The sequence below is a fragment of the Actinophytocola sp. genome, from assembly GCF_036002505.1.
Lineage (GTDB): Bacteria > Actinomycetota > Actinomycetes > Mycobacteriales > Pseudonocardiaceae > DASYTH01.
On sequence record NZ_DASYTH010000195.1, the window covers coordinates 34,856 to 49,252 of the forward strand.

Here is a 14,397-nt window from a genome sequence, read left to right on the forward strand (position 1 = left end):
GTCAGACGTCGAGGAAGCGGACGTCCTTGGCGTTGCGGGTGATGAACGAGCGGCGGGCCTCGACGTCTTCGCCCATGAGCACGCTGAACAGCTCGTCCGCGGTTGCCGCGTCGTCCAGCGTCACCTGGAGCAGCAGCCGGTTCGCCGGGTCCATCGTGGTCTCCCAGAGCTCCTCGGCGTTCATCTCGCCGAGACCCTTGTACCGCTGGATGCCGTCGTCTTTGTTGATCTTCTTTCCGCCGGCCAGGCCCTGCTCGAGCAACCCGTCGCGCTCGCGGTCGGAGTAGGCGAACTCCGGGTCGATGCGCTGCCACTTGATCTTGTACAGCGGCGGCTGGGTCAGGTAGACGTGGCCGTGCTCGATCAGCGGGCGCATGAACCGGAACAGGAAGGTGAGCAGCAGCGTGGTGATGTGCTGGCCGTCCACGTCGGCGTCGGCCATCAGCATGATCTTGTGGTAGCGCAGCTTGGACAGGTCGAACTCGTCGTGGATCCCGGTGCCCAGTGCGGTGATCAGGCTCTGCACCTCGGTGTTCTTGAGCACCCGGTCGATCCGGGCCTTCTCCACGTTGATGATCTTGCCGCGGATCGGCAGGATGGCCTGGAACAGCGACTCCCTGCCCTCCTTGGCCGAGCCACCGGCCGAGTCACCCTCGACGATGTAGAGCTCGCACTCCTCGGGGTTGGTGGAGCGGCAGTCCTTCAGCTTCCCGGGCAGCCCGCCGACGTCCAGCGCGCCCTTGCGCCGCACCAGCTCCTTGGCCTTGCGCGCGGCGATCCGGGCCTGCGCCGAGGACACCGACTTGGACACGATCGCCTTGGCGTCGGCCGGGTTGCTCTCGAACCAGTGCGCCAGCCGCTCGTTGCAGGTGGTCTGCACGAAGGTCTTCGCCTCGGTGTTGCCCAGCTTCTGCTTGGTCTGGCCCTCGAACTGCGGCTCCGCCATCTTGATCGACACGATCGCGGCGAGGCCCTCACGGACGTCGTCGCCGGTGAGGTTGGTGTCCTTCTCCTTGAGCAGCTTCTTCTCCCGGGCGTACACGTTGACCACGCGGGTGAGCGCCGCCCGGAAGCCCTCCTCGTGGGTGCCGCCCTCGGCCGTGTTGATCGTGTTGGCGAAGGTGTACACCGACTCGCTGTAGCCGGTGTTCCACTGCATGGCCACCTCGACTTCGAGCCCGTCCCCCTTGGCCTCGAAGGAGATCACCTTGCGGTGGATCGGCTCGCGGGCGTGGTTGATGTGCTTGACGAAGTCCTCGAGACCGCCCGGGTAGCAGTAGGTCCGCTCCTTGACCCGGGCCGCTTGCCCGCTGGCGTCGGCCTCGGTGTCCGCGTCGGACACCCGCTCGTCGCGCAGCGAGATCGTGAGGCCCTTGTTGAGGAACGCCATCTCCTGCAGCCGGCGGGCGATCGTCTCGGCGTTGTACTCGGTGGTCTCGAAGATGGTCGGGTCCGCCCAGAACGTGACGGTCGTGCCGGTCTTGCGGGTGGGCTCGCCCTGGCGGAGCGGATGCGCGGGCTGGGTGTTCTCGTAGCGCTGGGTCCACACGTGGCCGTCCCGGAGGATCTCCACCTCGAGCGCGGAGGACAGGGCGTTGACCACCGAGACGCCCACGCCGTGCAGCCCGCCGGAAACCGCGTAGGACTCGCCGTCGAACTTGCCGCCGGCGTGCAGCGTGGTCAGCACCAGCTCGACGGCCGGGCGCTTCTCCACGGGGTGCATGTCGACCGGGATGCCGCGGCCGTCGTCGACCACCCGCACCCCGCCGTCGGCGAGCAGGGTGGCCTCCACCCGCGTGGCGTGGCCGGCCATCGCCTCGTCGACGGCGTTGTCCACGACCTCCCACACCAGGTGGTGCAGCCCGCGCTCACCGGTGGAGCCGATGTACATGCCGGGCCGTTTGCGAACCGCTTCCAGGCCCTCGAGCACGGTGATTGACTGCGCGTTGTAGTCGTTCTGCTTGGCTGCCACGGGCCTGGTGTCTCCTCGTGCTCTCAGGACGATTCCCCCGCCTCTCATTCTACTGGTGGGCCCACCCAGAACGGGGGCAAGGACACCCCTAGCGCGCTCCCAGACGCCCGGACTAGGAGCGGCACGACCCGGGACTCCCGGCGTGGGGTCCGAACCCCGGATATTCAGCCGTACGTGTCCCTGGGACCGCGACCTGAAACGTGCCGGGGACCGTAGCGCCAACTCGGGGCCGCCGGGCCCTGCACCTTGATCCGCTTGACCACGCCGTTGCCCACACCGGCGGAGATCTTGGCGAGCAGCTGTTGCTGGAGTAACCGTAACTGCGTGGCCCAGGCGGTGGACGCCGCCTGCACGGTCAGCACGCCGCCGTCCAGCGCCACCGGGGTGGCGTGCTCGGCCACGTCCTCGCCGACCAGTGTGGCCCACCGGCCGAAGACATGGCCGCCGGCCAGGCGCTCGGCCCAGCCCCGGTCGGTGGCCAGCCGGGCGGCGAGCCGGCCGAGCGGCTGCGGGTCGCGGTCGTCGGGTCCGGCCCCGGACCAGCGGCGGCGCCGGCGGGATCCGGTGCCGCCGGTGACGGTGCGACGACGCGGTGACCCGGCGGCGGTTCGGGAGGTCTTCGCGGCCTCGCGGGCGGCCCGCAGCGCGGCCCGGGCCAGATCCGACCCGCGCGGCTGTGTTGACTGGTCGCTGCAGCTCGGCCGCCCGGAGGTGTCAGCGTTCCCTCGTGCGCTGCTCGGTGCTCGTTCCTCGCCCCTGCGCTGCTCCTCGGTCACACCGACACCGCGGCCTCGCTTACGCGACTGTGGACGGTTACCCTCGGTCGCCGACACGCCGGTCTCACTGTGATCAACACCCGCGCGAGTGGCCGTATCACCGGAAATCGCCGTATTTTGTCCAGTCTCCGGGCGCACAGTGACAGCGTTATCCACACTATCCACAGGGTTGTCCCCAGATGTGGGACGTTGACCATCACTCAGTGTAACCCGTGGGACGAAGAAGAATCCCGGCTTAGGCCGGTTGGGCACGGCGCACCTCCCCGTCCGACACGACATATCGAGCGGTACCCAGCTCGTCCGGGACATCCTCCTCCACCGCGGCCGTGACCAGGACCTGTTCCGCCCCGGCGGCCACTTCGGCGAGTCGCCGGCGGCGGCGCTGGTCGAGCTCGGCGAACACGTCGTCGAGCAGCAGCACCGGCTCGCCGGCCTCGGCCCGGAGCAGCTCGTACGACGCCAGCCGCAATGCCAGCGCGAACGACCACGACTCGCCGTGGCTGGCAAAGCCCTTGGCCGGAAAGTCGTCCAGTATCAGCTCGAGCTCGTCGCGGTGCGGGCCGACCAGGCTGACCCCGCGGTCCAGCTCGGCGTCGCGACCGGCGACCAGGGCGGCGAGCAGCGCATCGGTCAGCACCTCGGCGTCGGCCCGGCTCGTGGTCGAGGTGCCGTACTCCGGCGGCAGGCTCTCCGCGATCGTGGACCGGTAGGCGATCCGGACCGGCCTGGACTCCGGCGCGATGCCGGCGTACGCGGATGACACGTGCGGCGCGAGATCGGCCACCAGGTTCAGCCGGGCGGCAAGCAACTCCGCGCCGTGCTGGGCCAGATGCCCGTCCCAGACATCCAAGGTCGCGATGTCCCCGCGCTTCCCGGCCCGCCGCGCGGCGCCGCCGGTCTTCAACAGGGCGTTGCGCTGCCGCAGCACCCGCTCGTAGTCGGCACGGACACCGGCGAACCGCGGCGCCCGCAACACCAGAAGATCGTCGAGGAACCGGCGCCGCTCCCCGGGATCCCCGCGCACCAGCGCCAGGTCCTCGGGCGCGAACAACACGGTGCGAAGAATCCCGAGCACGGCCCGCGGTCGCGGCACCGGCCCACGGTTCACCCGCGCCCGGTTCGCCTTGCCCGGCGTGATCTCCAGTTCGACGGTCAGTTCGCGGCCCGCGTTGACCACCGTCGTCCGCACGATCGCCCGGGCCGCGCCGTGCCGGATCAGCGGGGCGTCGGTGGCCACCCGGTGCGAGCCGAGCGTGGCGGCGTAACCGATCGCCTCGATCAGGTTCGTCTTGCCCTGACCGTTGCGCCCGATGAGAACGGACGCACCTGGTTCGAGCTCCAGGTCCGCGAACTCCCACGAGCGGAAGTCGGTGACCTGAAGGCGCCGGACGTACACCTCAACCTTGGGCCTGGTGCACGGCGTGCCCGCCGAACTGGGCGCGCAGCGCGGCGACCGCCCGCATCGCCGGCGAGTCCTCCTGCCGCGAGGCGAACCGGGCGAACAACGCGGCCGCGATCACCGGCGCCGGCACCGCGTTGTTGATCGCCTCCTCGACGGTCCACCGGCCCTCGCCGGAGTCTTCGACATACCCACGCAGGTCGTCCAGCTCCGGGTCGGACTCGAGCGCGCGAACCAGCAGGTCGAGCAACCACGACCGGACGACCGTCCCGCGCTGCCATGCCTTGATCACGGCCGGCACGTCCTCGACGATCTCCGCCGCGTCGAGCAGCTCGAAGCCCTCGGCATACGCCTGCATCAACCCGTACTCGATGCCGTTGTGCACCATCTTGGAGAAGTGGCCCGCGCCGACCGGGCCGGCGTGCGCGAAGCCCTCCTCCCGTAGTCCCTCCGGACGCAGCGCGTCGAAGACCGGCATCAGCCGTTCGACGTCCGCCGCGTCGCCGCCGACCATCAAGCCGTAGCCGTTGTCCAGGCCCCAGACACCGCCGGAGACGCCGCAGTCCAGGTAGTGGATCTCCTTGGCGGCCAGCAGATCCGCGTGCCGGCGGTCGTCGGTGTAGCGCGAGTTGCCGCCGTCGATGAGCACGTCGCCCGGGTCGAGCAGCTCGGCGAGCTCCGTGACGGTCTGCCGGGTCGGCTCGCCGGACGGAACCATCACCCAGATCGCGCGCGGGGCCTCGAGCTTTGACACCAGATCGGCGAGCGAGGTGCTGTCGGTGACGTCCGGGTTGCGGTCGTAGCCGACCACCTCGTGGCCGGCCCGGCGCAACCGCTCGCGCATGTTGAACCCCATCCGGCCGAGGCCGACGAGTCCGAGCTGCACTGTGCTTCCTTTCTCCGGCTCGATGGCGAAGCGCCAGTACTCCTCCACACTTAGCCCGGCAGCCGCACCGGCATCAGCAGGTACAGGTAGCCGCCGATGACCGAGCCCTCGGCGTCCACACCCTTGATCAGCGCCGGCCGGTTCGGCGTGGTGAACGACAGCTCGGCGCGGTCGGCGTGCAACGCGCCGAGGCCCTCCTGCAGGAACCCGGGGTTGAACGCGATCGTCACCGGGTCACCGGTGAACTGCACGGCGAGCTCCTCCTCGGCGCTGCCCTCGTCCTCACCGCCGGCCGACAGGCGCAGCCCGCCGTCGGCGAACTCCAGGCGCACCTGGGTGCCGCGCTCGGCGACGAGCGAGACGCGTTTGATCGCTTCGAGGAACGGCCCCACGTCGACGACCGCGGCCGCGCTCTGCTCGCTCGGCAGCAGCTGGCGGTACCGCGGGAACTCCGCGTCCAGCAACCGGGTCGTGGTGCGCCGGCCGGAACCGGACAGGCCCAGCAGCCCGTCGCCGGGAGCGAGCGCGACCTCCACCGTGCTGCCCGCGGTGCCGAGCGACTTCGCCGCCTCGTTCAGCGTGCGCGCCGGCACCAGCACGGCGACCTCGCCGGCGTCGGCCATCGTGGCGTCCGGTTGCCAGGTGAACTCCCGCATGGCCAACCGGAACCGGTCGGTGGCGACCATGGTCAGCTTGTCCCCGTTGATCTCCAGCCGGACGCCGGTGAGCATCGGCAGCGTGTCGTCTCGGCCGGCGGCCACCGCGACCTGACCGACCGCCTGGCCGAACACCTCGCCGGCGAGCTGACCGGCGTGCGGCGGCATGGCCGGCAGCTGCGGGTAGTCCTCGACCGGCATGGTCGGCAGGCTGAACCGGGCGTTGCCACAGGTGATCATCACCCGGGCGCCGTCGACGAGGATCTCCACCGGCTGGGCCGGCAGCGCGCGGGTGATCTCGGCGAGCAACCGCCCGGAGACCAGTGTCCGGCCGCCGTCGGCGATCGTGGCCGGCACGCCGACCGTCGCGGACACCTCGTAGTCGAAGCCGGAGATGGTCAGCGCCTCCGACCCGCCGGCGTCCACCAGGATTCCACCCAGCACGGGCACCGGCGGCCGCGACGGCAGGCTGCGGGCGACCCAGGCGACGGCGTCGGCGAGACCGTCGCGCTCGACGCGGATCTTCATGAGAGTCCTTTCCTCGCTCGGAACTCACCTTGCCGCCACCGCGGCATGCCCGAGACGCAAACGCATGGAAGGCCAACCGTAGCCAGCTTGTGCGCGGTACCCGCCCACCGGGGGCGAGCCCCACCACCGGCCCCGGGCACTCCGTGGGTGGATTCAACACCCTCGGCGGTGCCGGCGTCACGTCGGCCCGTGACCCGGCGGCTCGCCCCGGCGAAGTTGTCCACCGCGCTTAGCTCTTTGCTTGTGGACTCTTTTAAGAGATCAAAACAGCAGTAGTAGTAGGGGGTGTGGATTGTGTGGGCAACTCGTGTCCCCGCAGGCCCGGCCGGCGGTGTCGCTGTGGAGAACCCCCTGGCCGGATCCGTGGACAGCTTGGCGTGCCGGTGGATGAACGCGGCTGTGGATCGATTGCTCCACAGCGAAGCCAAGTTGTCCACAGATCCCTCCCCAGTTGTCCCCGCGGTCGTACACAGGGTGCGAGCGTAAAGACTTCCCCGTTACGGGTGACCGAAGTCGGCTTCAGAGATCGACTCTCAGCCGCGGGCGCGCTGTTTGATGCGGGAGGTGAGCTCCTGCACCTGCTCGTAGATCCGGCGCCGCTCCGACATCTCCTTGCGGATCTTCTTGTCCGCGTGCATGACCGTGGTGTGGTCGCGGTTGCCGAACGTCTGGCCGATCTTGGGCAGCGACAGGTCGGTCAGCTCCCGGCACAGGTACATGGCGATCTGCCGGGCCTGCGCGAGCGCCTTGGTTTTCCCCGGCCCGCAAAGGTCTTCGATGGTCACGCCGAAGAACTCGGCGGTGACCGCCATGATGATCGCCGCGGTGATCTCCGGGATCTGCGAGTCAGGGATCAAGTCCCGCAACACGATCTCGGCCAGACCGACGTCGACCGATTGCTGGTTCAGCGAAGCGAACGCGGTGACCCGGATCAGCGCGCCCTCCAGCTCGCGGATGTTGTGCTCGATGCGGGCCGCGATGAACTCCAGCACCTCGGCCGGCGCGGCGAGCTTGTCCTGCGCGGCTTTCTTGCGCAGGATGGCGATCCGCGTCTCCAGCTCGGGCGGCTGGATGTCGGTGATCAGACCCCACTCGAACCGCGTGCGCAGCCGGTCCTCCAGCGTCTCCAACCGCTTCGGCGGCCGGTCCGAGGACACCACGATCTGCTTGTTGGCGTTGTGCAACGTGTTGAAGGTGTGGAAGAACTCCTCCTGGGTTCCTTCCTTACCTTCCAGGAACTGGATGTCGTCGACGAGCAACACGTCGATGTCGCGGTACCGGCGCTGGAACGCCACCTTCCGGTCGTCCCGCAGGGAGTTGATGAAGTCGTTCGTGAACTCCTCTGTGGACACATAGCGGACCCGCATGCCGGGGAACAGCCGTTGCGCGTAGTGGCCGACCGCGTGCAGCAGGTGCGTCTTGCCCAACCCGGACTCGCCCCAGATGAACAACGGGTTGTACGCGCGGGCCGGCGCTTCCGCGACGGCGACCGCGGCCGCGTGGGCGAACCGGTTGGACGCGCCGATGACGAACGTGTCGAATGTGTACTTCTCGTTGAGCCGGGTCTTGGAGGTCTGCGGCTGGGCCGGCGCGGTGAACGGCTGCCCACTGATGGCCTGGGATCCGGTGAAGGTGGGCCAGATCTCGTGCACGGTGGCGAGCGCCTCGCCCTCCTCGTCCACCTCGTCCCCGTCGCCGTCCGGCTCACCGTCGGCGCCGAGGGAGAGCTGGGCGCCGGGCACCGGTTCGGGCAGCTCCATTCCGTTGCCGGCCGCCGGTTCGTGCGGGGCGCCGCCGTTGGCCGCCGGGACGGCTGCCGGCGCGGGAGGCTCGACCTTGACCGCGAGCGACACCTCGCGGCCGAGCCGTCGGGACAGCGCCTCGGTGATCGGCTCGCGCAGTGCCCGTTCGATCGCGTCCTTGGCGAAGTCGCTCGGCGCGGCCAGCAATGCGGTGCCGTCGAGCAGACCGATCGGCCGGGTCACCCGCATCCAGGCGCGCTGCTGCGGTGAGAGCGTGCCGGCGGACAACTCCCGCACCACCTGCTCCCACACCACACCAAGGTTCAGTTGATGGTCGGACACCTGAGTGGCTCCCCTCCCCCCGTCGGCGTTGCGTCATCCCCTGGCGCCGTGCGGGGGCTTGCCCCCACGACCCACCCCCGCGGCGGTCGCACCATGTAGGGCCTCCAGTGTCAACGCGCGCCGTCCGGGATGCCAACTCGGCATCCACAGGGTTGTCCACAACTGTGCACGAAAGTGCGGGCGAACCTGCGGAGGCGGCGGAGGTTCAACCCACTTCAGTTGCGCAGCAGGGACTCCCACTCCCATGTGGCCAACCAAGAGCCCGCACGCTAACAAGCGCGGCGCCCTGCCACAAGACGCACCAGTAGGCAAACATTTGAATGGGGACGGCGTGTCGCCTGGCGGTACCAGGCAGTGAGACGCCGGCCACCCGGCGCGGCTTCCGGCGTACCCGGATTTGGCCGCCGCCGGGCGGGTGCGTAACCTCGTAAGGTCCCCCGTGCGCGGTGGGCGTGTTTCGTGTGCCCGTCGACGCTGGCGCGAGAAGCACCTGCCGACCTTGACGGGCGCGACCGCCAAGACCTGACCGAAAATAATCGGGGAGATCCGACCGTGAGCAAGCGCACCTTCCAGCCGAACAATCGCCGCCGGTCGCGGACCCATGGTTTCCGCCTGCGGATGCGGACCCGTGCCGGCCGGGCGATTCTCGCGGCCCGCCGACGCAAGGGCCGCACCCGCCTGTCGGCCTGACCGCCCCGCGACGGGGGACGTTGCACGTGCTTCCGGCGACCGCGCGGCTGACCCGCAGCGCGGACTTCCGGCTGGTGACCAGGCAAGGTCGCCGGGCCGGCGGTCCGCGGATCGTGGTGCACGCACTGGCCCAGGCCACCGCCGACGGTCGCGAAGTGGTCCAGACCAGTTCGAGCGCCCGGATCGGGTTCGTGGTGAGCAAGGCGGTCGGCAACTCCGTGGTCCGGCACCGGGTGGCGCGCCGGCTGCGGCACGTCGTGCGGGACCGGCTCGGAACTCTCCCCCCCGGCAGCGCGTTGATCGTGCGGGCGCTGCCCTCGGCGGCCGGTGCGTCCAGCGCCGAGTTCCGGCAGGACTTCGACAGTGCGCTGCGCCGGCTGCGGCTGACGGTCGACAACGATGGCGGTGGAGTGTGAACGGGGCGGTGGCGGTCGACCTGGCCGTGCGCGACGACCCCGAACCCGAGGTTGTCCGGCCCAGCCCGGCCGCCCGCCCGCTGCTGTTCCTGGTGCGCTTCTACCGCAGCTGGATCTCTCCCGTGCTGCCGCCGAGCTGCCGGTTCGAACCCAGCTGCAGCGCCTACGCGCTCGAGGCGCTGACCACACACGGCGCCCTGCGCGGCACCTGGCTGTCGATCCGCCGGTTGCTGCGCTGCGGCCCGTGGCACCCCGGCGGCTACGACCCGGTGCCACCGCGACGTAATCGTTCCGATGAGCCGGCGTCGGCTCAGCCCATCGCTGGCGAGGAGTAACTCGTGCTCGATTTCATCTATTACCCCGTGTCGTTCATCCTCTGGTGCTGGCACTGGGTTTTCGGACACGTGTTCGGCGAGGCCAGTGGCATCGCATGGGCGCTGGGCATCATGTTCCTGGTCTTCACCCTGCGCGCGATCATGTTCAAGCCGTTCGTCAAGCAGGTCCGCTCGATGCGGGCCATGCAGCAGTTCGCGCCGGAGATCAAGAAGCTGCAGAAGAAGTACGCGAACGACAAGCAGAAGCAAGCCCAGGAGATGCAGAAGCTGCAGCGCGAGCACGGCTTCAACCCGCTCGGCGGTTGCCTGCCGATGCTGCTGCAGATCCCGGTCTTCATCGGCCTCTACCACGTGCTGCGGTCGTTCGGTAACAGCCCGAATGAGAACTACTTCTTCAAGGCGCGCGAGGTCTCGTCTTATCTGCAGGCGAATCTGTTCGGCGCGCGGCTGTCGAACTTCATCGCGCAGCCGACTGAGATTCTCACTCGGTTCGGTGCCAACCGCACATCGGTGATCCTCGTATCGATCCCGTTGATGGTTCTGGCGAGCTTGCTCACCCACCTGACCGCGCGGCACTCGGTCGAACGGCAGAACCCCGAGTCGGCCACGGCCCAGACCGCGATCATGAACAAGATCACCATGTACGTGTTCCCGCTGGGCGTGCTGGTGTTCGGCTTCTTCTTCCCGATCGGCCTGCTGCTCTACTGGCTGGCCAACAACTCCTGGACGCTGATGCAGCAGCGGATCGTGTACAAGCGGATCGACCGCGAGGAAGAGGAGAAGAAGGCCGCGGCGATCGAGAAGCGGTCCGCGCTCGGCCCGAAGCCCGGGCAGAAGCCGACCCAGGTCCGCAAGCGCCCGCCGGCCAAGCCCGCGACGGAGACCGGTGCGACGAACGCCGCGACGGACAAGCCCGCCGGCGGAGCCGTCCCGAAAGCGAAGCCGGCCGCCGGCTCGACCGGATCGGCCGCGTCGAAGGGCGCCGGCAACGGTGCGCCGGCCAACCGCAAGCCCCCGGCCAAGAGCAAGCCGGCCGCTACCCCGCCGTCCGAGGACGGCCCCGAGATTCCCGGTCTGATCACAGACCAGTCCCGTAGCAAGAGGTCAGGTCGACGGAACCGCTAGGCGCATCGACCTGGAGAGGAGAGGGCCGTGCCGGAAACGGTGCAGGAGTCGGACGTCGAGTTGGAGGCCACGGACGGCGAGGTGGACGCGGAGGCCGACAACGACGAGGAGGATTCGTCGGGCTCCGGCGACGATCTCCTGGTTCGTGAGGGCGACATCGCCGGGGACTACCTCGAGCGCCTGCTCGACCTGCTCGACTACGACGGCGACATCGATCTGGATGTCGAGGCGGGCCGCGCGGTGGTGAGCATCGACGGCGGCGAGGACCTGGAGAAGCTGGTCGGCCCGCGCGGCAACGTGCTCGAGGCGCTGCAGGAGCTGACCCGGCTCGCGGTCCAGCAGGAGACCGGCACGCGCAGCCGGCTCATGCTGGACATCGCCGGCTGGCGGGCCGACCGACGCAAGGAGCTGAGCGACCTCGGCAAGGCGACCGCGGAGAAGGTGCTCGCCAGTGGTGAGAAGATCCGCCTCCAGCCCATGACCCCGTTCGAGCGCAAGGTGGTACATGACGCGGTCGCCGTGATCAAGGGTGTGCACAGCGAGAGCGAAGGCGAGGACCCGCGCCGCCGAGTCGTGATATTCCCCCAGTCCTGATCGCAACACTGCAGACGAGACGCGGTCCGCTCCGGCGGGCCGCGTTTTTCGTTGATCCCGTTTCACGTGAAACGGGATCAACGGTGGGGCGCCTCCGAACGTGCCCGCGGTCGTCGGGGAGAATGACCGGACACGGTTTCACGTGAAACACGGACGGGGATCGCGCATGACGGAAGTGGCACCGCCGGCCGCGGAGACGCTGTTCGGTGCCGAGTTGCCGCGTGCCGTCGCCTACGCCGAACTGCTTGCCCGCCATGGGCCGGAGCGCGGTTTGATCGGTCCGCGGGAAGTGGAGCGGCTGTGGGACCGGCACCTGCTCAACTCGGCGGCGATCGCGCCGCTGATGCCTCGGCGGGCACGTGTGGTCGATGTCGGGTCGGGAGCCGGGCTCCCGGGCATCCCACTCGCCCTGGCGCGGCCCGATCTTCGGGTCACCCTTCTGGAGTCGATGGCTCGTAGGGTTGAATGGCTCGAGCACGTCGCCGGTGCCCTCGGGTTGTCCGTGACCGTTGTTCGTGGGCGGGCCGAGGAGCGGGCCATCCGCCGCCAGATTGGCGATGCCGACGTCGTTGTCGCGCGGGCGGTCGCTCCGTTGGCGAAACTATGTGAGTGGAGTATGCCGTTGCTGCGTGAGGGCGGATCGCTCGTGGCGATGAAGGGAGCCACCGCTGCGGACGAGGTGGCCCGGGACCGCGTGGCGGTGCGCAGGGCCGGCGGCGGTGAGCCCCGCATCGAGACGTGTGGAGCGGATGTGCTGAGCGATCCGGCAACGGTAGTGCTCGTGGACAGGGTGAACCGCCAGGACCGGCGGATGAGGAAGGACCGGTAGGAACGATGTTTCACGTGAAACGGGGGTGCGACCGATGACAGCCGGTTGGACCCCCATCGCCGAAGAGGCCGAGCGAGCGACCCGGGTGCTGCACCCGGGTGAGCCATTCCCACCTCCGGCCCGCCGGCGGGTGCTGACCGTGGCCAACCAGAAGGGCGGCGTCGGCAAGACGACGAGCGCGGTGAACCTGGCCGCCGCCATGGCCCTCAACGGCCTCAAGGTGCTCGTCGTCGACCTCGACCCGCAGGGCAACGCGAGCACCGCGCTCGGCGTCGACCACCGCTCCGGGACCCCGTCGGTGTACGAGGCGCTGATCGGCGAGGTGTCGCTGGCCGACGCCGCGGTGGTCAGCGATCAGTCGGACAACCTCTACTGCGTGCCGGCGACCATCGATCTGGCCGGCGCCGAGATCGAGCTGGTGTCCATGACCGCGCGAGAGGGCCGGCTGAAGGAGGCGATCTCCCCCGAGGCGCTCGATCAGATCAAGCCGGACTACGTGTTCATCGACTGCCCGCCCTCGCTCGGGCTGCTCACGGTGAACGCCATGGTGGCTGCCGAAGAGGTGTTCATCCCGATCCAGTGCGAGTACTACGCGCTGGAGGGGTTGAGCCAGCTGCTCAGCAACATCGAGCTCGTTCAGGGCCACCTGAACCAGAACCTCTGGGTGTCCACCATCCTGCTCACCATGTACGACGGCCGGACCAAGCTGGCCGACCAGGTGACCGCCGAGGTCCGCCGGCACTTCGGCGAAACCGTGCTGCGCACCGTCATCCCCCGCAGCGTCAAGGTGTCCGAGGCTCCGGGCTTCGGGCAGACCGTGCTCGCCTACGACCCGGGTTCACGGGGTGCGCTGAGCTACCTGGACGCGGCCCGCGAGATGGCCGAGCGTGGCGCCGTGGTGGAGGCGAGCACGTGACTGCGGAGCGCAAGGGGGGACTCGGCCGCGGGTTGGCAGCGCTGATCCCGAGCAGCCCGGGGGCCGACGGCAGCCCGGGCCCGGTCCGGCTGCCGGCCCGGCCCGGCCCGCGCACCGGGGAGGCGGCCCCCGAGCCGAGCGGGGTGGTGGCCGGGGCGGTCTACCGCGAAGTGCCCACCGGGGCGATCAAGCCCAACCCCAAGCAGCCGCGTCAGGTGTTCGACGAGGAGGCGCTCGCCGAGCTCGAGCACTCCATCCGCGAGTTCGGCCTCATGCAGCCGATCGTCGTGCGCGAGCTCGGCGAGGGCAGCTACGAGCTGGTCATGGGCGAGCGCCGGCTGCGGGCGGCGCAGCGGGCCGAGCTGACCGCCATCCCTGCCATCGTCCGGCAGACCACCGACGACGCGATGCTGCGCGACGCCCTGCTGGAGAACATTCACCGGGTGCAGTTGAACCCACTCGAGGAGGCGGCCGCCTACCAGCAGCTGCTCGGCGAGTTCAACGTGACGCACGAGCAGCTCGCCGACAAGATCGGCCGCAGCCGCCCGGTCATCACCAACACCATCCGCCTGCTCAAGCTCCCGCTCCCGGTGCAGCGCCGGGTTGCCGCCGGGGTGCTCTCCGCCGGCCACGCCCGGGCCCTGCTCGCTCTGGACGAACCCGGCGCCCAGGAGGACCTCGCCGCCCGCATCGTGGCCGAGGGCCTGTCGGTCCGCGCCACCGAGGAAGCGGTCACGCTCGCCAAGAACCAGCCGACCGCCAAGCCCAAGCCGGCGCCCCGCAAGCCGATGCAGGCCCCCGGCCTCCAGGGCGTGGCGGAGCGACTTGCCGACACGTTCGACACCCGGGTCAAGGTGGAGATGGGTCGCCGCAAGGGCCGGATCGTCGTCGAGTTTGGCTCCGTCGACGACCTGGAGCGCATCGTCGACATGATGACTAGTCCGCCTCTCCGGAATTAACTGCTGTCGTTTCGTTCCAGCTGGCGGTGCGGGTTATCGGGTTGAGTGTGGCTGAGTGACGTCACGGTCCCCTGAGGTCCCGTTGTGATCACACACGGCAGTTACGTCACGGTGACGGTGGCCGGCGGGCGAGGGCGCGCTCGATGAGGGCGGCGTAGATGTCGCCGAGGGAGCGGCCGGCGGCTTCGATGGCCATCGGCAGGAGCGAGGTCTCGGTGAGGCCGGGCGAGGA

14 protein-coding genes are annotated in these 14,397 nt (G+C 69.6%); 8 read left to right on the forward strand and 6 right to left on the reverse strand.

The annotated features are described in order from the left end of the window. Position 1: 1 nt before the first annotated feature. The 6 genes from gyrB to dnaA form a co-directional block, all read right to left on the reverse strand. Positions 2-1,972, reverse strand: coding sequence for a DNA topoisomerase (ATP-hydrolyzing) subunit B (gene gyrB / locus VGR06_RS16325; protein WP_327559924.1), 1,971 nt, complete (start codon positions 1,970-1,972; stop codon positions 2-4). Between the two features lie 164 nt (positions 1,973-2,136). After that, a complete protein-coding gene (locus VGR06_RS16330) occupies positions 2,137-2,748 on the reverse strand; it encodes a DUF721 domain-containing protein (protein ID WP_414637274.1) in 612 nt (203 codons plus the stop codon). Positions 2,749-2,983: 235 nt separating this feature from the next. Beyond that, on the reverse strand, positions 2,984-4,144 hold the full coding sequence (gene recF / locus VGR06_RS16335; RefSeq protein ID WP_327559925.1) for a DNA replication/repair protein RecF: 1,161 nt from the start codon (positions 4,142-4,144) through the stop codon (positions 2,984-2,986). A 1-nt stretch (position 4,145) separates the two neighbouring features. Beyond that, the gene (gene gnd, locus VGR06_RS16340) at positions 4,146-5,057 is read right to left on the reverse strand and encodes a phosphogluconate dehydrogenase (NAD(+)-dependent, decarboxylating) (RefSeq protein ID WP_327559939.1); all 912 of its coding nucleotides are present in this window, start codon (positions 5,055-5,057) and stop codon (positions 4,146-4,148) included. A gap of 26 nt (positions 5,058-5,083) precedes the next feature. Beyond that, positions 5,084-6,217, reverse strand: coding sequence for a DNA polymerase III subunit beta (gene dnaN, locus VGR06_RS16345; RefSeq protein ID WP_327559926.1), 1,134 nt, complete (start codon positions 6,215-6,217; stop codon positions 5,084-5,086). A gap of 533 nt (positions 6,218-6,750) precedes the next feature. Next, the gene (gene dnaA, locus VGR06_RS16350) at positions 6,751-8,301 is read right to left on the reverse strand and encodes a chromosomal replication initiator protein DnaA (RefSeq protein WP_327559927.1); all 1,551 of its coding nucleotides are present in this window, start codon (positions 8,299-8,301) and stop codon (positions 6,751-6,753) included. Positions 8,302-8,853: 552 nt separating this feature from the next. Between dnaA and rpmH the strand changes: the two genes are divergently transcribed. The 8 genes from rpmH (at position 8,854) to VGR06_RS16390 (ending at position 14,165) form a co-directional block, all read left to right on the forward strand. Beyond that, entirely contained in the window at positions 8,854-8,991 is a 138-nt protein-coding gene (gene rpmH, locus VGR06_RS16355) for a 50S ribosomal protein L34 (protein WP_327559928.1), read from the forward strand. Between the two features lie 26 nt (positions 8,992-9,017). Further along, positions 9,018-9,407, forward strand: coding sequence for a ribonuclease P protein component (gene rnpA, locus VGR06_RS16360; RefSeq protein ID WP_327559929.1), 390 nt, complete (start codon positions 9,018-9,020; stop codon positions 9,405-9,407). Next, positions 9,404-9,742 carry a membrane protein insertion efficiency factor YidD gene (yidD, locus tag VGR06_RS16365; RefSeq protein WP_327559930.1) on the forward strand — a complete coding sequence of 113 codons (339 nt, stop codon included), beginning with the start codon at positions 9,404-9,406 and terminating at the stop codon, positions 9,740-9,742. Before rnpA ends, yidD begins: the two co-directional genes overlap by 4 nt. 3 nt (positions 9,743-9,745) lie before the next feature. After that, the gene (gene yidC, locus VGR06_RS16370; RefSeq protein ID WP_327559931.1) at positions 9,746-10,867 is read left to right on the forward strand and encodes a membrane protein insertase YidC; all 1,122 of its coding nucleotides are present in this window, start codon (positions 9,746-9,748) and stop codon (positions 10,865-10,867) included. Positions 10,868-10,948: 81 nt separating this feature from the next. Then, a complete protein-coding gene (locus VGR06_RS16375) occupies positions 10,949-11,461 on the forward strand; it encodes a protein jag (RefSeq protein WP_327559940.1) in 513 nt (170 codons plus the stop codon). Between the two features lie 166 nt (positions 11,462-11,627). Continuing rightward, positions 11,628-12,290, forward strand: coding sequence for a 16S rRNA (guanine(527)-N(7))-methyltransferase RsmG (gene rsmG, locus VGR06_RS16380; RefSeq protein WP_327559932.1), 663 nt, complete (start codon positions 11,628-11,630; stop codon positions 12,288-12,290). Between the two features lie 34 nt (positions 12,291-12,324). Then, complete coding sequence (locus VGR06_RS16385) at positions 12,325-13,206, forward strand: AAA family ATPase (protein WP_327559933.1); 882 nt, start codon at positions 12,325-12,327, stop codon at positions 13,204-13,206. Then, complete coding sequence (locus tag VGR06_RS16390; protein WP_327559934.1) at positions 13,203-14,165, forward strand: ParB/RepB/Spo0J family partition protein; 963 nt, start codon at positions 13,203-13,205, stop codon at positions 14,163-14,165. Before VGR06_RS16385 ends, VGR06_RS16390 begins: the two co-directional genes overlap by 4 nt. The last annotated feature ends 232 nt before the right edge of the window (positions 14,166-14,397 follow it).

Coding starts and splice junctions, on each gene's coding strand:
- VGR06_RS16385 (WP_327559933.1), top strand. CDS start 12,325: ATGACAGCCGGTTGGACCCCCATCGCCGAAGAGGCCGAGCGAGCGACC.
- rsmG (WP_327559932.1), top strand. CDS start 11,628: ATGACGGAAGTGGCACCGCCGGCCGCGGAGACGCTGTTCGGTGCCGAG.
- dnaN (WP_327559926.1), bottom strand. CDS start 6,217: ATGAAGATCCGCGTCGAGCGCGACGGTCTCGCCGACGCCGTCGCCTGG.